This is a genomic window from Gammaproteobacteria bacterium, assembly GCA_013003425.1.
Lineage (GTDB): Bacteria > Pseudomonadota > Gammaproteobacteria > Steroidobacterales > JABDKV01 > JABDJB01.
In genome coordinates, this window is sequence record JABDJB010000012.1 from 44,141 (window position 1) to 64,654 (window position 20,514).

Annotated in this window: 20 protein-coding genes; 13 read left to right on the top strand and 7 right to left on the bottom strand. The window is 60.6% G+C overall.

All coding sequences use genetic code 11. The features are described 5' to 3' along the window. The first annotated feature begins 71 nt into the window (after positions 1-71). The 5 genes from HKN06_02260 to HKN06_02280 are packed head-to-tail and all read left to right on the top strand — an operon-like array spanning position 72 to position 5,937. Positions 72-605 (top strand): DUF4124 domain-containing protein, encoded by a 534-nt coding sequence (locus HKN06_02260; protein NNF60134.1) that lies wholly within the window; start codon positions 72-74, stop codon positions 603-605. 6 nt (positions 606-611) lie between these two features. After that, positions 612-1,673 (top strand): PAS domain-containing protein, encoded by a 1,062-nt coding sequence (locus tag HKN06_02265; GenBank protein ID NNF60135.1) that lies wholly within the window; start codon positions 612-614, stop codon positions 1,671-1,673. Then, complete coding sequence (ntrC, locus tag HKN06_02270) at positions 1,606-3,078, top strand: nitrogen regulation protein NR(I) (protein NNF60136.1); 1,473 nt, start codon at positions 1,606-1,608, stop codon at positions 3,076-3,078. The genes HKN06_02265 and ntrC overlap by 68 nt, the downstream gene beginning before the upstream one ends. A gap of 32 nt (positions 3,079-3,110) precedes the next feature. Continuing rightward, positions 3,111-4,142, top strand: a complete 1,032-nt coding sequence (locus HKN06_02275; protein NNF60137.1) for an OmpA family protein — start codon at positions 3,111-3,113, stop codon at positions 4,140-4,142. A 31-nt stretch (positions 4,143-4,173) separates the two neighbouring features. Then, positions 4,174-5,937, top strand: a complete 1,764-nt coding sequence (locus HKN06_02280; protein NNF60138.1) for a hypothetical protein — start codon at positions 4,174-4,176, stop codon at positions 5,935-5,937. A gap of 410 nt (positions 5,938-6,347) precedes the next feature. Here the strand turns inward: HKN06_02280 and HKN06_02285 are convergent, their stop codons facing one another. Beyond that, the gene (locus HKN06_02285; GenBank protein NNF60139.1) at positions 6,348-6,575 is read right to left on the bottom strand and encodes a hypothetical protein; all 228 of its coding nucleotides are present in this window, start codon (positions 6,573-6,575) and stop codon (positions 6,348-6,350) included. Between the two features lie 281 nt (positions 6,576-6,856). Next, positions 6,857-7,840 (bottom strand): dihydroorotate dehydrogenase, encoded by a 984-nt coding sequence (locus tag HKN06_02290; GenBank protein ID NNF60140.1) that lies wholly within the window; start codon positions 7,838-7,840, stop codon positions 6,857-6,859. Between the two features lie 33 nt (positions 7,841-7,873). On the opposite strand from HKN06_02290, the gene trmL reads away from it, so the two are divergent. Then, a complete protein-coding gene (gene trmL / locus HKN06_02295) occupies positions 7,874-8,338 on the top strand; it encodes a tRNA (uridine(34)/cytosine(34)/5-carboxymethylaminomethyluridine(34)-2'-O)-methyltransferase TrmL (GenBank protein ID NNF60141.1) in 465 nt (154 codons plus the stop codon). Here the strand turns inward: trmL and HKN06_02300 are convergent. From HKN06_02300 to HKN06_02315, 4 genes are read right to left on the bottom strand one after another with little or no spacing between them, the layout of a single operon-like run. After that, complete coding sequence (locus tag HKN06_02300; GenBank protein ID NNF60142.1) at positions 8,335-9,321, bottom strand: NAD(P)-dependent glycerol-3-phosphate dehydrogenase; 987 nt, start codon at positions 9,319-9,321, stop codon at positions 8,335-8,337. The two genes, trmL and HKN06_02300, sit on opposite strands and share 4 nt — an antisense overlap. A 17-nt stretch (positions 9,322-9,338) precedes the next feature. Continuing rightward, entirely contained in the window at positions 9,339-9,809 is a 471-nt protein-coding gene (gene secB, locus HKN06_02305) for a protein-export chaperone SecB (GenBank protein ID NNF60143.1), read from the bottom strand. Further along, entirely contained in the window at positions 9,806-10,108 is a 303-nt protein-coding gene (gene grxC / locus HKN06_02310) for a glutaredoxin 3 (protein ID NNF60144.1), read from the bottom strand. The genes secB and grxC overlap by 4 nt, the downstream gene beginning before the upstream one ends. Next, positions 10,105-10,545, bottom strand: a complete 441-nt coding sequence (locus HKN06_02315; protein NNF60145.1) for a rhodanese-like domain-containing protein — start codon at positions 10,543-10,545, stop codon at positions 10,105-10,107. Before HKN06_02315 ends, grxC begins: the two co-directional genes overlap by 4 nt. A 110-nt stretch (positions 10,546-10,655) precedes the next feature. Between HKN06_02315 and HKN06_02320 the strand changes: the two genes are divergently transcribed. The 6 genes from HKN06_02320 to HKN06_02345 all read left to right on the top strand — a co-directional run bounded on the left by HKN06_02320 (position 10,656) and on the right by HKN06_02345 (position 17,405). Further along, positions 10,656-11,798 (top strand): peptidoglycan DD-metalloendopeptidase family protein, encoded by a 1,143-nt coding sequence (locus HKN06_02320; GenBank protein NNF60146.1) that lies wholly within the window; start codon positions 10,656-10,658, stop codon positions 11,796-11,798. A 139-nt stretch (positions 11,799-11,937) separates the two neighbouring features. Beyond that, positions 11,938-13,971: a hypothetical protein gene (locus HKN06_02325; GenBank protein ID NNF60147.1), complete on the top strand. Its 2,034-nt coding sequence runs from the start codon at positions 11,938-11,940 to the stop codon at positions 13,969-13,971. Between the two features lie 108 nt (positions 13,972-14,079). Beyond that, positions 14,080-15,315, top strand: coding sequence for a S41 family peptidase (locus tag HKN06_02330; GenBank protein ID NNF60148.1), 1,236 nt, complete (start codon positions 14,080-14,082; stop codon positions 15,313-15,315). After that, positions 15,312-16,100, top strand: a complete 789-nt coding sequence (locus HKN06_02335) for a divergent polysaccharide deacetylase family protein (GenBank protein NNF60149.1) — start codon at positions 15,312-15,314, stop codon at positions 16,098-16,100. The genes HKN06_02330 and HKN06_02335 overlap by 4 nt, the downstream gene beginning before the upstream one ends. A 76-nt stretch (positions 16,101-16,176) precedes the next feature. Continuing rightward, positions 16,177-16,833, top strand: a complete 657-nt coding sequence (locus HKN06_02340; GenBank protein ID NNF60150.1) for a hypothetical protein — start codon at positions 16,177-16,179, stop codon at positions 16,831-16,833. Further along, positions 16,833-17,405, top strand: coding sequence for an MFS transporter (locus HKN06_02345; protein NNF60151.1), 573 nt, complete (start codon positions 16,833-16,835; stop codon positions 17,403-17,405). Before HKN06_02340 ends, HKN06_02345 begins: the two co-directional genes overlap by 1 nt. 153 nt (positions 17,406-17,558) lie before the next feature. On the opposite strand, the gene HKN06_02350 is transcribed toward HKN06_02345, so the two are convergent. After that, positions 17,559-18,335: a class I SAM-dependent methyltransferase gene (locus HKN06_02350; GenBank protein NNF60152.1), complete on the bottom strand. Its 777-nt coding sequence runs from the start codon at positions 18,333-18,335 to the stop codon at positions 17,559-17,561. Between the two features lie 537 nt (positions 18,336-18,872). Between HKN06_02350 and HKN06_02355 the strand changes: the two genes are divergently transcribed. Continuing rightward, positions 18,873-20,507: a Zn-dependent hydrolase gene (locus HKN06_02355; protein NNF60153.1), complete on the top strand. Its 1,635-nt coding sequence runs from the start codon at positions 18,873-18,875 to the stop codon at positions 20,505-20,507. Positions 20,508-20,514 lie beyond the last annotated feature (7 nt).

Here is a 20,514-nt window from a genome sequence, read left to right on the forward strand (position 1 = left end):
TCTCTTTTATATCCGGCGTATGTGAGCCAGCTACTGGCCTGAACCCCTGCCGGCCGGTATTCTTGAGATGTATGCGCACTATCGTATTGATTTTTATTATTATCGCGTCGGCGGCGACGGCCGAGACCACGCTGTATCGCTGGGTGGATGAGCAGGGCCGCGTGCACTACTCGGACCGCCCGCGTGCCGAGGCCGAGCAGGTTCAGATCCGCGAACCCATGAGCTATACCGAGCGCCGGCCACAGGCGCCACCGGCCGACGTCCCGGACGCGCAGCGTAACGTCGAGTCGACCGCCAGCTTCGCCGGCTATAACTCAGTGGGCGTCAACTCACCGACCGAGGACCAGGTGTTGTGGAACATCGGGGGCACTCTGCCGGTAACGCTCTCGGTGCAGCCGCAGCTGCAGCAGGGTCACAGCATACAGGTGTACTTCAACGGCGCGCAGGCCGCAGACTGGCCAGCCGCATCCACCAGTTACACGCTGGAAAATATCTATCGCGGTACGCACACGCTTGCTGTGTCCATTGTTGACGGCAGCGGCAACGAGATCGCGGTGTCCGAGCCAGTCAGCTTCCACGTAAAACAGTCCTCGACTCTCAACTGACGCGTCATGTGTTCCGCACCGGCCGATCGCCGTGACAAACCGGGCGAACTGGCGGCCATTGTCGATGCTCTGGCTACTGCCATAGTCGTACTCGATGCGCGGGAGCAGATCCGGCGTATGAATCCTGCTGCCGAGACGCTGCTCGGCATCAGCAACGAGCGCGCGACCGGCAAAACTTTTGGCGAACTGCTTCCCGGCAATCAGGAATTCGAACTTGAATTGCGTCGTGTCAGCAATGACGGTGTGGCCTCGGTACGGCGCGAGCTGGAACTGGTAGTTGGCCAGGACGAAAGCCGCATAGTTGATTGCCGCACCAGTCCGATGGGTGACGGGCTCCTGGTTGAGTTGCTCGATGCGGAACCGCGGCTGGCGATTAATCGCGAGATCGCGTTGCTGGCGCAGCAGAGCGTCAGTCGTAACATCACCCGGCAGCTGGCTCATGAAATCAGGAATCCACTGGGTGGACTGCGTGGTGCCGCGCAGCTGCTGCAGCGGCAACTGGCCAGCCCCGAGCAGCAGGACTATACGCGGGTCATTATCGAAGAAGCCGACCGGCTTAACAGCCTGGCCGACAGCATGCTGGGTCCCGACCAGCCGCTCAGCAGAAAAGCGGTAAACATCCACCAGCTGACTAACCGCGTTTGTGAGCTGCTCAAAGGTGAAGCGTCGCCGACGATAGAAGTGACTGAAGACTACGACCCCAGCCTGCCGGAACCTGGGCTCGATGCAAATCTTGTCACCCAGGCACTGCTGAACATCGGTCGCAACGCCATCCAGGCTCTGGGTGCAGGTGGCAAGCTCATGGTGCGAACCCGGGCAGAAACCAACTACATGTTGCGCGGCAAGCGGCGCGCGCTGGTGGCCCGGATCGATTTCGAGGACGACGGACCTGGTGTGGCCGAGGAAATCCGCGATACGTTGTTCTACCCGCTGATTACCGCCCGTCGCGGCGGTACCGGGCTGGGCCTGGCTGTGGCACAGGAGCTGATCCAGCGCCACGATGGGCTGGTGCAGTTGCGCAGCGCCGGAGCACCGACGATATTTAGCGTTTACCTGCCTGTTGCCTGAGGCTGTAGCCGTGCAAGACGGAAAAACACATGTCTGGCTGGTCGACGATGACCGGTCGATACGCTGGGTACTGGAGCAGGCCCTGGAGCAGGCCGGCATGGTGACCACCAGCTTCGAGGACGCTGCCTTTGCGCTGCGCGCGCTCGATGGCGACCTGCCGGATGTGGTCGTTACCGATATACGCATGCCCGAAGTCGATGGCCTGTCATTCCTGCAGACGCTGCATGAAACGCACGCCCGGTTACCGGTCATTGTCATTACCGCGCACAGCGATCTCGACAGCGCGGTGGCGGCCTACACCGGTGGCGCCTTTGAATACCTGCCAAAGCCGTTCGATATCGATGAGGCGGTAAGCCTGGTACGCCGGGCCGCGGCGACCTCGCACCGGGATCAGGCCGGAGCGGCACAGCCGGACAAGCTGCCCGGGATGATCGGCCGGGCTCCGGCGATGCAGGAGGTGTTTCGTGCTATCGGCAGGCTGGCCGGTTCGAGCATGAACGTGTTGATCACCGGCGAATCGGGTACCGGCAAGGAGCTCGTGGCCAGCGCGTTACACGACAACAGCCCGCGCGCCGACCAGCCTTTCGTTGCCCTCAATGTTTCGGCGATACCCGGCGAACTGCTGGAATCGGAATTGTTCGGTCACGAGAAGGGCGCATTTACCGGTGCAGACGCAAGACGCGAGGGACGATTCGAGCAGGCAAACAACGGTACGTTATTCCTGGACGAGATCGGCGACATGCCGGAACAGTTGCAGACCCGTTTGTTGCGCGTTCTGGCGGAGGGCGAGTTTTATCGCGTCGGCGGAAAGAACCCGATAAGCACTGACGTGCGGGTAATTGCAGCAACCCATCATGATCTTGTCGCACGTGTTGGCAGCGGGACTTTTCGCGAGGACCTGTTTCACCGGCTTAACGTAATTCATATTGAAGTGCCGCCGCTGCGGAACCGTCGCGAAGATATCGGTATGCTGTTGTCACATTACCTGGCTGATGCGGCTCGCGAGTTACAGGTACCGCCGAAGTCGCTGAGCAAGGAGGCCCGCCAGGCGCTGGAGACATTCGGCTGGCCCGGCAATGTGCGGCAGCTCATCAATGCCTGCCGCAGGCTGACGGCGCTGGCCCCCGGCAGCGAGATACAAAGCGGTGACATACCCGCCGAGTTCGGTGGTGCAGCGGCACCCGGCGACAGTGATTCCTGGTCGCGCCAGCTGTCGCAGTGGGTTGAGCAGCGGCTTGCAGCGGGCGACACCGAGGTGGCGACGCAGCTGCAACCGGAGTTCGAGCGTACGCTCATCCAGGCGGCACTGCGTGCCGCCGGCGGCAAAAGACAGCGCGCAGCCGGCTTGCTGGGCTGGGGTCGTAATACTTTGACCAGAAAGATCAAAGAACTGGGGATTGAATAAGCAGCGGCGCAGGCCGGCTGGACAGACAGGGTATGAACCAGGCAATCATCATTACCGTTGCGGTGTTGCTGTTCGGGCTGCTGAGCGCTTTCAGCATGCACAACTATGGTCCGCGTATTGAGCAAATGGTGCAGCAGCGCGCAGAGGCAACCCTGGCCGAGGCCGGGTTCGACTGGGTAACGGTAGCGGCCGACGGCAACGCCGTAACCATGCGTGGCAGCGCGCCGTCACATACCGCCCGCTCCGAGGCGCTGCGCCTGGTCACGAACATTACTGGCATACGCCGGGTGCAGAACGAGATGCAGCTTCCCGACGAGATGTTTAATCCCCTCGCCGCAGTGTCGGCTTACGAGACTCGCATTACCGTCAGCCCGGGTTTCGTCCAATACTCCGGTTTCGTGCCGAGCGCGCAGCTGCGCACGGAGCTTATTGCCCGGACACGTGAACTGTACCGTGGCCGGCGTGTCGAGGATGAAATGACCGTTCGCGACGACGGCGTGCCGGACAACTGGCTCGAAGCAACGACAAATCTGCAGCAGCGTTTCGCGACCTACGTAAATGCCGAGGGCGTTATCAGTGACAGCAACATAAATGTTGTTGGAAAGGTTGCTCCCGGACGGCAGGGTGAAACCAAGCTGCTGGCATCGCGGCTGCCGGATAACTTTGTCGCCCGGATCAATCTCTCCGTGGCAAAAGGCAACGCCGAATCATGTCAGGCACGACTGGATGAGCTGATGAAGCGGAAGATAAGTTTTCAGGTCGCCAGCGCCGTAATCGATCCGGCCAGCTACGCATTACTCGACCAGCTCAGCGAGCGTATCCGCGAGTGTGGCGGGCTGCGTATCGAGGTTGCCGGGCATACCGATGCCGAAGGGCTTGCCATGAAAAACCTCGAGCTGAGCCAGCGACGTGCAGAGGCTGTCGCCGCCTACCTGGTGGGCAAGGGCCTTGATGCAGACCAGCTCGTTCCATGGGGGTATGGTGAATCACGGCCTGTCGGCGACAACTCGACGGCAGCGGGCCGGGCTGCAAACCGGCGCATAGAATTCCTGGCGATGGACTGATGTTGTGACTTTCCTGATGTTTCAGATTTTCATGTCGCTGCTGATAGCAGCGACTATCGGTGCCGGTGCGGTGTGGTTTTTGCGTCGCAATTCGGAGCAGCGCCGTGAGCACATCATCCAGCGAGAATGGCGTGAGCGCGTCCGCCAGGTAGAGCTCGACCGTGACCGCTCCGTGCGGCGGCTGACCGGTGAGCTGGAAGCCCGGCAGAATCGCCCCGACAATGATCCCGCCGCAGCCAGCGAGTACGACAGCCTGGTCGCCGGCCTGGAGGGGCGGGTTACCGAGCGCGAGACCGTGATAACGGAATTGCGGACCGAGATCCGTGCGTTGCGCGACAAGCTGCAGGAGAGTGAACAGACTGTGGTCGAGCTGCGCTCACAGCACGAGCGCGACCTGCTGGCGATCCAGGCGGAACAGCAGCGCGACCTGAAAGTCCGGGAGGAAGAAAGCTCCGAGCAGGATTCACGCATCTGGCAGCTCGAATCAGACGCGGTCGCGCGTGAGCGCAAGCTGGTCAAGCTGCGCCAGCAGCTGGCAGCCGCAACGGACGAAGCCGGCAGCGATGCTGCCCGCGCCGAGCTGCTTGCCGAGCGTGAATCACAGGTGCAGCAGCTTGAAGGGGAGATAAGCAGCCGCGATGCCAGCATCGCCCAACTGCAGCAGCAGATAGAACAGGCAGGACGGGATAACGCCGCTGCAGCGGAGCAGGCCGCGCAGCATGCCAGTCGCGTCGGGGACCTGGAGACGAAAATTTCAGGCCGCGACCAGACCGTTGCCGACCTGCAGCAACAACTCGAGGCGGCGCGCGGCGAAGCGGCCGACGGCGCGCAGTCGCAGCAACAGGAAAGGCGTATCGTCGCGCTTGAAGCAGAGGTCGCCGGCCGCGACCAGACCGTTGCCGACCTGCAGCAACAGCTCGAGGCGGCGCGCGGCGAAGCGGCCGACGGCGCGCAGGCGCAGGAACAGGAAAAGCGCGTCGCCGCACTTGAAGCAGAGGTTGCCAGCCGCGACCAGACCGTTGCCGACCTGCAGCAACAGCTCGAGGCAGCGCGCGGCGAAGTAGCTGACGGCGCGCAGGCCCGGGAAGAGGACAAGCGTATCGCCGACCTCGAATCAGTAATTGAGGCGCGTGACGACACGATCACCCGATTGCGGCGCGAACTCAACGCGATGCAACGCGAGACGCTCCAGCAGCACCGACCGGCGGGCGGGGAAATGAAGATCCGGGATCTGGAGGCAGCGCTACGTCAGCGCGACGACAGCATCGCGGTGCTGCGTGACGATATTGCCGAGCTTACCGACGGAACGACACCCGCAGCGCGCGGGCGCCAGGATGAACAGCTGCGCGCGGCAATCGCGGAATCCGAAGAGCTGCAGGAAAAGTATCGCAGCGTGAGCGAACGACTCGCCCGGCGCGAGGCCGAGCTGGAGGTCATGCGGCGGGACCTGGACGCTGCGGGCGGCATGAGTCCGCCCCCGTCAGCCGGCGGCCGCCGAAAGAAACGCAGCAAAACCGAAACGGAGCGCAGCCGCAGCGCCGGCGAGCGCATTGCCGCGGTGTTAACCAGCCCGGACGCCGGCCATCGCGACAACCTGCAGCAGATTCGTGGTATCGGGCCGGCACTGGAAAAAACGCTTAACGAGATTGGCGTCTATCACTTTCACCAGATTGCCGCCTTCGATGCTGCAGATATCGGCCGCGTGGCGCGCGAAATCGGACGGTTCGGCAACCGGATCGAACGCGACGACTGGGTGGGGCAGGCGCAGGCATTGCACCGCAGGTACCACGGGTAGTCTCAGGAATGCGGTTGGAGCTGCCGCGCGAAATCGGACGGTTCGGCAACCGCATCGAACGAGACGACTTGGCGGGGCAGGCGCAGGCATTGCACCGCAGGTACCACGGGTAGTCTCAGGAATGCGGTTGGAGCTGCCGCTCGACTGTTACTGGCAGGGTAGCGTGCCATTACCACCCCCGCGCTCATTTCTCCGGACAGGGCCGGGTGAACCGCTAATTAATTGCTACCGGGCCGTCGGCGCCGGGTGATGCCGGCACCGGTTTCAGGGAACACACGCGCTACAAGCACGTTTGGACGCGTTCAGCCGGTAGAGAAAGAAAAGGGCGCCTGTCAGAGGGCAGGCGCCCGCCCGCAAAAAAATTTACCGAAAGCGCGCCGTCGCTGACGCGGGCTAACGGGGGTTGACCTTTAAGCCGTAGAGGCCAGCCTCACGGTTTGCGTCTGCGAACGTGGATAGGTGGCAAATATATTCTTGAGCGCCTCGTGCGATTCCGAGTACTCTGCCAGCACTTCTTTCGGTATTTCCTGGCCGCTATCGTCATAACGGATCAGCGCGGCGACTGCCGCTTCGCAGCGGTCCTGTGCCGCGGCGAGCACCTCGAGAAATTGCCAGTAGATTTGCTCGAACTCGTTCATCACGGGACCCCCTGCCGACCCGGTTTTCTATCAGAGATAGCCAACACGACCCCATATATTGGGATCGGGGTCGAATATTAACACAAGATGAGCCAAATTCCGGTTATGTCAACCCGGATCAGTCGCGAAGCACCCCGGTGGAGCGGTCTCCAGCCGCAGTTCTCGTGGGAGCGGCTTCCAGCCGCGACTGCTCGCGATAAATTCCTGTGGGAGCGGCTTCCAGCCGCGACTACTTGCGACAGGTCCCTGTGGGAGCGGCTTCCAGCCGCGATCAAAAGACCTCACCCTGCAAGACAGTTTTCCGGGTCGTCGGTAACGTCGTCGTAACGCATGGCACCGACCAGCCGCGACAACGACATCTCATGACGACCCAGGTAATCGGCGAGTTCGGTATTTATTTTCACGCAAGCCAGCGGATCATAAAAAAGTGCGGTGCCGACGCCGACGGTTGCCGAGCCAGCGATGATGAACTCAAGCGCGTCGCGCGCCGTGGTAATACCGCCCTGCCCGATGATCGGAACACCATGCGATCGCGCCAGCTCGTAAACCTGGTGCACTTTCAGTAGCGCGATCGGTTTGATTGCCGGGCCGGACAGCCCGCCCTGCACGTTACCGATCACCGGCTGGCGGGATTCAGGATCGATTGCCATGCCCATGATGGTGTTTATTACCGCCAGCGCATCGCTGCCGGCTTCAATACAGCGGCGTGCGTTTTCGGTGATATCTGTCTGGTTGGGCGACAGCTTGGTGATGACCGGTTTGCTGGTTACGGCACGGCAGGCCGCGACCACGCGCGCCGACATGTCAGGATGATTGCCGAAGGCGACGCCGCCTTCCTTGATGTTCGGACAGGAGATATTGATCTCGATGGCATCGATCGGTGAATCGTCAAAGCGCCGCGTGACTTCGACGTAGTCCTCGATCGTCGAGCCGCACACGTTGGCAATAAACCGGGTCTCGGAAAAATCCAGCGCCGGCAGTATGTCGCGGATGACAACATCGACACCCGGGTTCTGCAGGCCGATCGCATTGAGCATACCCATGGGGGTTTCCCATACGCGGTGCGGCGGATTACCCAGGCGTGGCTCCAGCGTCGTTCCTTTCAACACCACCGCGCCCACCTGGCGGTTGGAGAAGCCCTCGACCCGCGTGTACTCTTCACCAAAACCGACGCAGCCCGACAGCAGCACGATAGGCGAAGCCAGCTCGAGACCGCAAAACTCGGTCCTGAGGGAGGCAGCGGGCAGGGTGTTGGTGTCGTTCAAGCTCTCATACCGGGGCGCGACAAAACAGGCGCTATGTTACACGTAATCCTTTTCCAGCCCGAGATACCGCCCAACACCGGCAACGTCATCCGCCTGTGCGCCAACACCGGTGCCCACCTGCACCTGGTGCATCCGCTCGGTTTCGATCTCGACGAACGACGCATGCGTCGCGCCGGGCTCGATTATCACGAGTACGCCAATGTCAGTGAGCATGAATCGCTCGAGGACTGCCTCGCGACGCTGCAGTCGGCCCGGGTTCTGGCCTGTACCACGCGGGGATCCACGACCTATTCCGACATCAGTTTTCGCGATGGCGACGCGTTGCTGTTTGGTCCGGAAACCCGCGGCCTGCCACAGGCGTTGCTCGACAGCATGCCGGCAGAACAGGTGATACGAATACCGATGCGGCCGGACAACCGCAGCCTCAACCTTTCCAACGCGGTAGCCGTCGTCGTTTTTGAGGCGTGGCGCCAGCAGGGGTTTGCCGGCGGCAGCTAGTTCTCGCGGCGCAGCTCGCGACCCATCAGAACCGAGACCGCGCTGCGCGGGTCACGGCCTTCGTACAGCACACGGTAGATCTCGGCGGCAATCGGCATCTCGACATCAAGCCGCCCGGCGACTTCCCATACGGCGCGTGCAGCAAGCACTCCCTCGACTACCTGGCCGATCTCGGCCTGCGCAGTCTCGATGTCCTTGCCCGCCGCCAGGGCCAGGCCCATGCGACGATTTCGCGACAGGTTGTCAGTGCAGGTCAGCACCAGGTCACCCATCCCGGCCAGGCCCATGAAAGTATCGGGGCGGGCGCCCAGCGCCAGTCCCAGCTGAGTCATCTCGTACAGGCCACGCGTAATAAGTGCGACCCTGGTGTTGGCGCCAAAGCCCAGCCCGTCGCTGATGCCGGCGCCGATCGCCAGCACGTTTTTAACTGCAGCACCCACTTCTACGCCAATGATGTCCGTGGTTGTGTAAGCGCGGAACTCGTCGGTGGAAATCGACGCTGCGATGTCGCTGGCAAACTGCTCATCGGTTGATGCGACCGTCATGGCCGACGGCAACCCGCGGCCCACCTCATTGGCAAATGTCGGCCCGGCCAGCATCGCCATGGGGATCTCAGCACCCAGCACTTCTTGTGCGACTTCGTGCGGCAGTTTGCCGCTGTCCATTTCAAAGCCCTTGGTGGCCCAGCACAGTCGTGCGCCGGGCATCAGCAGCGGCTTGATACGTTTGAGCATTTCGCGAAAAGCATGGCTGGGCACTGCTACCAGCACATCGGTTGCTTCGCGCAGCGCTTTGGAAAGGCTCGGCTCAACCTGCAGCGCCGGAGGAAACTGAGCGTCCGGCAGATACTTTTTGTTTGCACGGTCACTCTGCAGCAGCTCCAGCTGCTCTGCATCATGACCCCACAACAGCGTGGGCCTCGCGGTGCGGGCAAACTGTATCGCCAGTGCTGTGCCCCACGAACCGGCGCCGAGTACTGCGATTGGTGTGCGTTTATTCGTCAATGTTTCTCAGTGTCGCCACTTTCTGCCGCGGCGCGGGCCACTTCTTCGCGCTGCTGCATGTAAAGCGCGTCAAAGTTGACCGGCTGCAGTAACAGCCCCGGGAAACCACCCTTGCCAACCAGGTCGGTAATGGCTTCGCGCGCGAACGGGAACAGCTGCGTCGGACAATAAGCGCCAATCAGGGGGCCAAGCTCTTCATCGCTGAAACCGCTGATCTGGAATACACCGGCCTGGTGTACTTCGACGATAAAAGCGACTTCACCCTCGACCTTTGCCTCGGCGGTGATCGACAGCACCACTTCACGCAGGCTGTCACCCACCGACTGGTTCTTTGTCTGCAGGTTCAGGTTGACCTCTGGTCGCCACTCCTTGCTGTAGATCGCCGGTGTGGTTGGTGCTTCAAATGAAAGGTCCTTGATGTAAAGTTTCTGGACCAGAATCTGCCGGGCCGGCGCTTCCTGTGTCATTGTGTTCCCTCTGTTTGTGAGCCGATACCTAAGGCGGTATCGAGCTTGCCGGCGTACTCGAGTGCGTACAACTCGTCGCAACCGCCAATATGATTACCGTTAATAAAAATTTGCGGCACGGTGCGGCGATTGCTCAGCCGCTCCATTTCCGCACGAAACTGTGGCTGCTCATCGAGCCGGATGTCCGCGTAGCTGATGCCCTTGCCGTCGAGTAGCGACCTTGCGCGGATACAATACGGGCAGCGTGCCGTGCCGTAGACGACCACCTCGGCCTGGTTGGTAACGGCCGGGTTGGTCATTTGCTTTTGCCCTTGCCACCGCGTTCCAGCGGCAGGTGTTCTTCACGCCAGGCTGTTACCCCGCCGCGCAGGCTGAACACCTGCTCGAACTCAGCGCCCCGCAGCAACGACACCGCGCGCGTTGTGCCGGAATCGCGCTGGTCATAGGTGATCACTGGCTTGTTGCGGTACTTTTTCAACGAACCAAGCTGCGATTGCAGCTCGGACACCTGCAGGTTGCGGGCGCCGCTGAGGTGCCCTTCGGCGTAGTCTTCCGGAGAGCGCAGGTCCAGAACCAGCGCGCCCTTGTTGATCAGCCGTACCGCCTGGTCGGGGCTCACCGCGAAGCGTCCCTGACCGGCCATGCGGAATTCGTAGAACAACAGCATTGCGCCGGTACCGATGGCCGCGACGACCAAAAGCGGGTGATTGCCAATGAATTCCAGCAGCTGTTCCATGTAAGAGTCACGAGGGCGAAGCGGCCGCGCATTATAGCAGCCGGGCCGGGCGCGGGTTTGACTGCCAGTCGAAATTGCGGTGCGATGCCCGCGTGATGAGGTTACCCGCAGTGCTCTTGCTGATCCTGGTCGCCATCCCGGGCCAGTCGGGCCACGCTGCCGACGACCGGGCAGAGCGCGAAAAGGAACTGCAGCAGGTACGGCAACGGATTGAAGCGCTGCGTGGCGAGATCGATGCCGACATCGAAAAACGCGACAGCATGACAGCGCGACTGCGCGATACCGAGCGATTGCTGGGCGCGGTACGGCGCAATCTGGCCAGCCTGCGTACCGAACGCGAAAGCTCGGAGGCCAGGCAGCGGGCACTGTCACAGCAGCAGCAACAGCGCCGCGCCGAGCTCGACAGTGTGCGCGACAGTCTTGCCGGCCAGCTACGTGCTGCGTATGTCAACGGGCGCGAGGAGCGACTCAAACTGTTGCTGAGCCACCGGGACCCGGCGGTTGTGGGGCGGCAGAACATTTACTACCGCTACCTGACCGATAGTCGGGTGCAGCAGATCGGTCAGGTCGAGCAGCACCTTGCAGAGCTGGCGCGCATCGAAGCAGAAGTACAGGCTGAAACCGCTCGCCTTGCGGAACTGGAGCGACGCCGCAGTGAGGAGCTGGCAAGTCTGGAGCGCGGGCGTGAAGAGCGTCGCGAGATCATTGCAAAGCTCGGCACCCGTATTGACAGCGGCGGTTCGCAGCTGGGCCAACTGACGCGCCAGGAACAGGCGCTGGTTAATCTGCTCGAAGAGCTGGAACGGGCGCTGGCTGACTTTCCGGTAGATTCACAAGAACCGTTTAATACGCTGAAAGGCAAGCTGGCGTGGCCGGTGCAGGGTGAAGTGCTCGGCAATTTCGGCCGGGCGCGATCCGGCAAGTCGATGAAATGGAATGGCGTGCTCATCGGCGCGCAGCGCGGTTCGCCGGTACGAGCAATCGCTCACGGGCGCGTGGCTTACGCTGACTGGTTACCGGGTCTCGGACTGTTGACCGTTATTGAACATGGTGACGGCTATCTCAGCTTGTACGGTCACAACGAGCGACTGGACAAGACTGCCGGTGACTGGGTCGACGCCGGCGAAGTAATCGCAAGCGTCGGCGACAGTGGCGGCCAGCCGCAGCCGGCGTTGTACTTCGAGATTCGTCACCAGCGTACGCCGGTCAATCCGCACCCGTGGTTTAACAAACGCCTGGCAACGTCACAATAAATTACGCCATTCTGTAAAAACGCGCAGTATTATGACTGCTCTCGCTGGACTTTGAGCTGCGCTGCGCCGACACTGTTGATAACAAGAATAACGGCCGGTTCGCCCGGCGTCGCACTGCTCAATCGCTGAAGGAATAACCGTGAAAAAAACAGAATCCGGAAACAACCGGACCCGCACACTTATCTGTACTCCGCTGCTGCTGACGCTGTTCGCTTCGGCGTCCTGGGCCGACCCGTTTCCGGCCGAACTCGAATTAAGCACGTTGCAGTCGGCCAATGGCGGCGACGGCAGTGCGGGAGCCATCATCGAGGGCGCACTCGCCGACGATACAAGCGGCATGACGGTGGCAAGCGGAGATGTAAACGGTGACGGTCGTGCCGACCTGATCATCGGTGCCCCCGAGGCGTCCCCCGGAGGCCGCACCAACGCCGGTTCCACCTATGTGCTGTTCGGGAGCGCGACCGGCTATCCGGCACAGCTGGACCTGGCTGGCCTGCTGGCCGCAAATGGCGGCAACGGCACGGCAGGTTTTGTGCTTCACGGTATCGATTCCGGCGATTTCTCCGGTCTGACATTGAGCGCAGCTTCGGATATCAACGATGACGGCATTAACGACATTGTGATTGGCGCCGACCTCGCCGACCTTGCAGCTGAAAGCAACGATGCCGGCGAAAGCTACGTTGTTTTTGGCAGCGCGGCCGGTTTTCCCGCCGAGATCGAGCTTTCTTCGCTGCTTGCGGCGAACGGCGGCGACGGCAGCACGGGTTTCGTGATCAAGGGCATCAACTTCGCGGACTTCGCCGGAGTGGTAGCGGCCGGCGGCGACTTCAATGGCGACATGATTGACGACCTGGTAATCGGCGCGCGCACCGCAGACCCTGCCGGCAATCGCGGCAGCGCTGGCCAGACGTTTGTACTTTTCGGGCGCGACAGCGGGTTTCCGGCTGAGCTGTCTCTTACCACGCTGCTGCCTGGCAATGGTGGCAATGGTTCGACCGGCTTCGTCATCGAAGGCATCAACGCGTTTGATGAATCCGGCACCGCGATTGCCAGCGCCGGCGATGTCAATGGCGATACCATCGACGACCTTGTTATCAGTGCGCCGGAAGCCGACGGCTCGGGTAATGACTTCTCCGGCGAGGTTTACGTCGTGTTTGGTCGCAGCACCGGTTTTTCGGCGCTGTTCCAGCTGTCATCGTTGCCAGGTGGCGATGGCAGCACGGGCTTCGTGATGTATGGCGAAGATATATTCCTGCTTACCGGCCGCTCAGTGGATGCCGCCGGCGACGTTAACGGTGACGGCATTGACGATATCGTATTCGGCGCTGACCTGGCGCTGGGCGGTGCCGGCAAGGCCTACGTGATATTCGGTCGGGACACCGGTTTTCCCGGCAGCTTGTCGCTGACTACACTGCTGGCGGCCAACGGTGGTGACGGCAGTACCGGCTTTGTCATGAACGGCGTGGCCGCGGGCGACGGCGCCGGCCTGCCGGTAGCGGGACTGGGCGATATAAATAACGACGGCTTCGACGATGTCGGCGTCGCCGCACTGTTTTCCAGTCCGGGCGACCGCACATTCGCCGGTACCGTTTACGTGGTTTACGGTGCGGATACCGGCTACCCCGCGGAACTCGACCTGGCATCGCTGCTGGTTGCCAACGGCGGTGACGGCACGGTCGGTTTTGCGGTGAACGGGATCGTGGCCAACGATGCTGCCGGTATCGGGCTGGGTGGCGGCGACATGAACGGTGATGGCATTGCAGATATGCTCATCGGGGCCGCCTTCGCCGACCCGAATGCCCGTGACCTGGCCGGTGAAACCTACATCGTGTTTGGTCAGGCAGCGGTTGCCGATAGCGACGGCGACGGCGTTGGCGACGACACCGATAACTGTATCGCGGTAGCTAACGCTGACCAGACTGACAGCAACGGCGACGGAATCGGCAACATCTGCGATGGTGACGTTACCGGTAGCGACGGCTCCGCAGACTGCCTGGTCAATCTGCTTGACCTGAGCGCAATGCGCGGGGCATTCCTGACAACAGCAGGGTCACCGGGCTATGACCCGCAGCTCGACTTCAACAGCAGCGATAGCATCGATCTGCAGGACCTGGCCATCATGCGCGGGATGTTCCTGCTGCCGCCGGGCCCCAGCGCAACCGGTTGCAACTAGCAGGGCGCTGGTGTTTTTACGTCGCGAAACAAAAGGCTACGACGTTTCCGGGGTCTTGTGATATCTTGATTTTCCCCGTCAGCCGGTCCGGCTGTCCGAGGAGCCAGGATGTCAGTAATTTCCCGCGGTCTGCTTGCTGTATTAATAGGAGTCGTACTCGGTGTTTCACTCAGTGCCGGCAGTATCGTGCTGGCCGAGCTGGAAGCCCGTGAAACCGAGGCCTTGCCGATAGCCGAGGCGCGCCTGTTCGCCGAGGTGCTGGAACGGGTCAAGCGCGAATACGTCGACTCTGTAGATGATGCCGATCTCATCCAGGCTGCAATACGCGGCATGGTTGCCGATCTGGATCCACACTCGGCGTTTCTCAACTCGCAGGAATACCGCGAGATTCGTATTAATACCTCAGGCAACTACACCGGCGTCGGCCTCGAAGTGAATATTGAGGACGGCCAGGTTGTGGTGGTCTCGCCCATCGACAACACACCTGCACACCGCGCCGGTATGCAACCGGGCGATATCCTGATGATGGTTGATGGTTATCCGATCGAGCAGGATCTCGAAGACACGGTTGCCCGCATGCGCGGTGAACCGGGTACCCCGGTGCGCCTGACCGTGGCACGCGAAGGCGCCGACGACCTGCTGCACTTCAATCTAACCCGCGCCCGCATACAGATGACCAGCGTGCGTTCGGCGATGCTCGAGCCCGGTTACGGCTACATACGTATCAGCCAGTTCAGCGAATCGACCTCGCGTGACCTGGCGCGCGCTGTGCTGGACCTGGTGGAACGCAGTGATGACACCCTTTCGGGAATAGTTATCGACCTGCGTAACAACCCGGGTGGCGTGCTCGAGGCCGCGGTCGACGTGTCCGATGCGTTTCTCGACGATGGCGAAATTGTCTCGGCCAGCGGCCGCGCTGTCGAAGCCGATTTTTCCATGACGGCCAACCCCGGGGATATTTCCCGTGGTGCCCGTCTTGCTGTCCTGATTAATTCAGGTACGGCATCGGCTTCGGAAATTGTGGCGGGCGCGTTGCAGGACCACGATCGCGCGGTGCTGCTGGGCTCGCGCAGTTTCGGCAAGGGTTCAGTGCAAACAGTCATGCCGCTGTCCGACGGGCGCGCAATAAAACTGACTACGTCGCGCTATTTCACGCCATCCGGCCGCTCGATACATGAAAGCGGCATCATGCCCGACGTCGAGCTGGAGACCTCCGGCAGTGATGCAGTGGACGCGAGCCGGTGGCTGCAGGAAGCCACCACAATGCTGGCTGACGACTACCAGTTGCGCCAGGCGCTGACCCACCTGAAAGGCGGCGAGATTCGACAAAGCGCCGCACAGTGACTAGCCGTAATTCCAACCTGCCCCGGTGGCTGCTGCTAACCGGAATCCTTGCGCTTAATGGCGCACAAGCCGAACCGGTTATCGCGCTGATCGTCGATGACCTGGGTTTTCGCTACAGCGAAAGCCGGCGGGCAACGGCGCTGCCGGGCCCGGTCGCCTGCGCGGTAATACCCGGCACACCGCATGGCGAAAAAATGGCTCGCGCCGCGCATGCCAGCGGCAAGGAAGTGATGCTGCACCTGCCGATGGAGCCTGTAGATCGTTCCCGTCCGGTTGGTGCCCACGGTATCGATTTGCAAACCACCCGGGATGGCATTACCAGTACGCTGCAGGCAGGCATCGAAGCGGTGCCGCACGTCAGCGGCGTAAACAATCACATGGGCAGTCTCATTACCCGTCATCCGGGACACATGAGCTGGCTTATGCAGGATCTGCGTGAGAGCGGACTGTTTTTTGTCGACAGCGTAACTACCGAATCCAGCGTCGCGTTGAGCATGGCACGCGAGGCCGGGGTGAGCGCTACCCGGCGCGACATGTTTCTCGATTCAGAACAGGCCGATGAGCAGGAGATCCATCAGCGGCTGCAACGGCTGGTGGAACTGGCACAACGACGCGGACACGCGCTGGGTATAGCCCATCCGTTTCCGGCGACGATGACGGTGCTGGAACGCGAACTGCCGCGACTCGACGGCGTAAAACTGGTTTCGGTGCGCGAGCTCATTGCATTACGTTCGCAGGCGCAGCAAGCGGAGCGATTGACTATCGCCGTGGAAAAAACACAGTAGCAAATGTATGGCCCGCGCCGCTGGCCGGCGCGGTTTGGACGATGAATGGGCCTGAGGGCCGGTTGGGGTTGATGGTATGAAGAATCTTCTTTTTGTAGTCCTGTTCACGCTTGTCATCACGGCGTGTAGCAAGAAAGACGAAGACCTTGAGGACGCTGCTGCCAGGATGGCGCATGATGCGAAGGAAAAGGTCGGCGATGTTATCTCTGAAGAGCCGCCGAAAAACCTCGAGGAAGCGCTGAAGCGGGTTGGCGACGCTTTGGGTGATGGCGAGCAATCCGTGTCCGCAGCTGACCTGAAAACGCTGCTGCCGGAGGAAATCGCCGGGATGAAGCGCACCAGTTATGAGGCTGAACGTGCAGGCATCGGCATCAAGGTGTCAAAGGCGCACGCTGAATATGCAGACGGCGACCGCCGTGCCAGCCTGATGATTACCGACCTCGGCGCGGTCAGCGGGCTGGCAAGGATGGGCATGGAGTTGTTCGAGACGGAGCTCGACAGTGAAGACGAGAACGGTTTCGAGCGCACTACCGAGTACAAGGGGCACAAGTCCTTCCAGCGCCTGCAACGCAGCGGTGACCAGAGTATTGCCGAGATCATGGTTTTCGTCAGCGACAGGTTTACTGTGCATCTGGACGGGCAGAATATCGGGTTCGACGAATTGCTCGAGTCAATGGACAAGATCGATATCGGCAAGCTGACGGCGATGAAAGCTCCGGCAGCGGCTGAATAATGTCGATTATCGTTGTTGTGCGAAAAGGCGGCAGCGCCGCCATCGCGGCCGATACCGTTCAGAGTGATGATTCATTGCTGCTGCGTGCTGGCTACGTGCGCAATCACGAAAAGATCATTGCCTTCAATGACTGCTACCTGGGACTGGCCGGGTGGGCTGCCGCCCAGGACATCATGGAAAGCCTGGTCAGGAATCACGCGGCACAGCTGGACTTTTCCGGTCGCAGCAAGATTTTTGAAACCATGCGGCGGGTGCATTCGATCATCAAGAGCGACTACCACATCGACACCAGCGAGGAAAAAGACCAGCCGGTCGAGTCGAGCCAGCTGTCAATGCTGATCGCCAACCCGGCGGGAATTTTCGAAGTAGACAGCTATCGCACCGTGTGTGAGTACGGCCGCTACTTCGCTCTGGGCTCCGGACGTGCGCTGGCGCTGGGCGCGATGCACGCACTTTACGAGCGTCTCGACACCGCCGCGGAAATTGCCCGCGCCGGTGTTGAAGCGGCGTGTGAGTTTGATGACGGCTGTGCGCTTCCGGCGACCAGCTACTCCATCGAACTGGCAAACTGATCAGGTAACGCGGCCGCGCAGCGCGTGTGGTCGCTGCAGTCGTTACGCTTTCTTATGGCTCTGCATTGCCACCGCAATGCCGGCCACTCACCCTCCACTCCTGCTCGTCAGCCTCGCAAATCAAGTCAGAGGACAACTGAAACCGGAGGCCGGTCAAGCTTTGAATGAAATGCCGATACCCGCTCCACGATACCAGTGGTTCTCGGGCTGCTCCTGAAAATAGACAAAACGCCTGTTGCTCTGCAAGGAAAATTCCAGCAGTTTATCTGTCAAGTGAGAATTATCCCCAAGCACAATCGCTTGCTCAGATAATTTTCCGGCGATGATCTGGTACTCACGTGCCTCATAATCGGCAGAGTGATCGCTGTCATTGATAAATAGATCTATTTTTTTATCAAACGCTGTTAATGACTGGATGGAATCGCCGTAGAGAACTTCTCCGTACTCCGCATAGCGACCCGAAAGAAGATAGCCGGCTTTTGGATTGATGTCTGTACCGTAATACCGACCCTCATGGCCCTCCTCACGGTTCTTCATCAGAGCTGCAGCAAGAACGCATGCACCAAGGCCTTTATCGACTCCGGTCTCAACAATTGTCCGTGGCTTGATAACCCTTGTAATAACATACCAGCCGAGACGCCGGCCGTAATGCACCTGGTCATCTGCCATAAACGCAAAATCACTGGCGGCTGTTGCACTGCGCAGATGACGGGTCAGAAAGGCATCATCTTCAAGCTCGCGGATGTAACCCAGCGCTTCGGAATAATCAACATCGAGAAGCTCCGCCAGCAGTGATGCCAGATAGCGCTTGTTTTTCTCCTCAAGGTCATAGGTAAAGTTTGTCGTTTCTCTTGACGTCCATAACCACTTGAACGCAGAAGCCAGGGGACCAAGCGAATAAGCCAGCGCAATTTTCGCCCGGTAGCCCATGAGCAACAGCCGGCCGAGTACAGGAATTTTTGCGATATTGCGTTTTAAAGAACTCATCTGTAATTATTCTCTTGATCCCTTTCCGGGCGTTCAGGCGCTGCTTTATCCAAAACTGAATTTATGCTGACTTGCCGTGCGAAGCAAGGTTAAACCTGCTGCGGCAAAAGATGCAGGCGCATGACTTTCACAGCATGAGACAACAGCTCTCGTAAACTTTCCGGGTCCAGGGAAACTGCTCCTGTAATGCCAGTACCGCCTGTGATGGCGGCGCTGCCGCGGCGTGTATTTTTTACGCTTACTGCGTAGAATCACAACCCGGCGCCCGGTGCCAGCCTGGTTGCGAGCCTGCGAACAGTCCATGACGGTGAGGCTTGCAGTTTGTCGGCCAGGGCCAGGGGTTTTGACGGCAAGGCGGTGGCTGGCCGGTTGCAGCGCCGTCGTGTCAATTTCAGACGTCAGCATAGCCTTCGGCAACTGATGAATACTCAGGGGAGCAGAGAAGTGCAGATTATCCGCAAGACCGCTTTGGCGGCAGCAATGGTCCTGGCCGCATCGTGTGCGCAGGTGCCGCCCGGCACTCCGACGACAGAAACGACTCCGGTCGCCGGGGACAGCTATCGTGCGGTCCCGGACGCGTCGTCGCGTTTTGGTATTTACGCGCCGGTTCGACTCACTGCTGACCTTTCCGATCTGAGCGATAACCAGCGCATCATGATCAGGCTGCTGATCGGCGCATCAAAGATCATGGACGAGCTGTTCTGGCTGCAGGCATTCGGCGAGCCGCGGCCGTTCCTGGCTGCAGTGGAAGAGTCAGCGCGCGACTTTGCCGCCATCAACTATGGGCCGTGGGACCGGCTCGACGGCGACAAGCCCTTCCTGACCGGTTTTGGCCCAAAGCCTGCGGGTGCCAACTTCTACCCCGCCGACATGAGTCGTGAAGAGTTTTCTGCGGCACAGATGGAAGACAAGGACGGCTTGTACTCGCTGGTGCGACGCCGCGACGACGGCAGCCTGTACACGCTGCCATATCACAAGGCATATGCTGACCGGCTCGAAGCCGCTGCGGCGCTGCTGCTGGAAGCTTCTGATTTCGCCGAAGACGAAGGATTTCGCAACTATCTGCGTCTGCGCGCGCGTGCGCTGGTTACCGATGACTATCAACCCAGCGATATGGCCTGGCTGGACATGAAGAACAACCGCATCGACGTCGTGATCGGCGCCATCGAGAACTACGAAGACCAGCTGTTCAGTTATCGTGCTGCCTACGAATCATATGTGCTGCTGAAAGATCTCAGCTGGAGCCAGCGGCTGCAGCGTTTTGCCGCGTTCCTGCCGGACCTGCAGCGGGCGCTGCCGGTGCCTGACCAATACAAGACCGAAAGCCCGGGCAGCGACTCCGATCTGAACGCCTATGATGTCATCTACTACGCCGGTCACAGCAATGCCGGCAGCAAGACCATCGCCATCAACCTGCCGAACGACGAAGAAGTGCAGCTTGCCAAGGGCACGCGCCGGTTGCAGCTGAAAAACGCCATGCGGGCAAAGTTCGACGAAATCCTGGTGCCAATCAGCGAACTGCTCATCGTCCCGGAACAACGCCGGCACATTACTTTCGATGCGTTTTTCTCCAACACCATGTTTCACGAGGTGGCGCATGGCCTGGGCATCAAGAACACCATCAATGACAGAGGCACCGTGCGCAAGGCACTGCAGGAGCTGGCATCCGCCACGGAGGAAGGCAAGGCGGACGTGCTGGGTTTGTGGATGATCACCTGGCTGACGGACAACGGCGAACTGCCACAGGAAAAGCTGATGGACCACTACACGACATTCCTCGCCGGTATTTTTCGCTCGGTGCGGTTCGGGGCATCCAGCGCGCATGGCCGGGCCAACATGGTGCGCTTCAACTTCTTCGAACAGGCCGGTGCCTTCAGTCGCAACGAGGCGGGCCAGTACAGCGTCAACTTTCCCGCCATGCGTAAAGCCGTTGATGCCTTGTCGCTGCGTATCCTGACGCTGCAGGGTGACGGCGACTACCAGGGCACAAAAGAGCTGATGGACAGGATCGGAATCGTGCCGCCGTCGCTGCAGGTCGACCTCGGACGGCTGAACACTGCGGGTATCCCGGTTGATATCGTGTTTGAACAGGGTGCTGACGTACTCGGTTTATAAAGCGTAG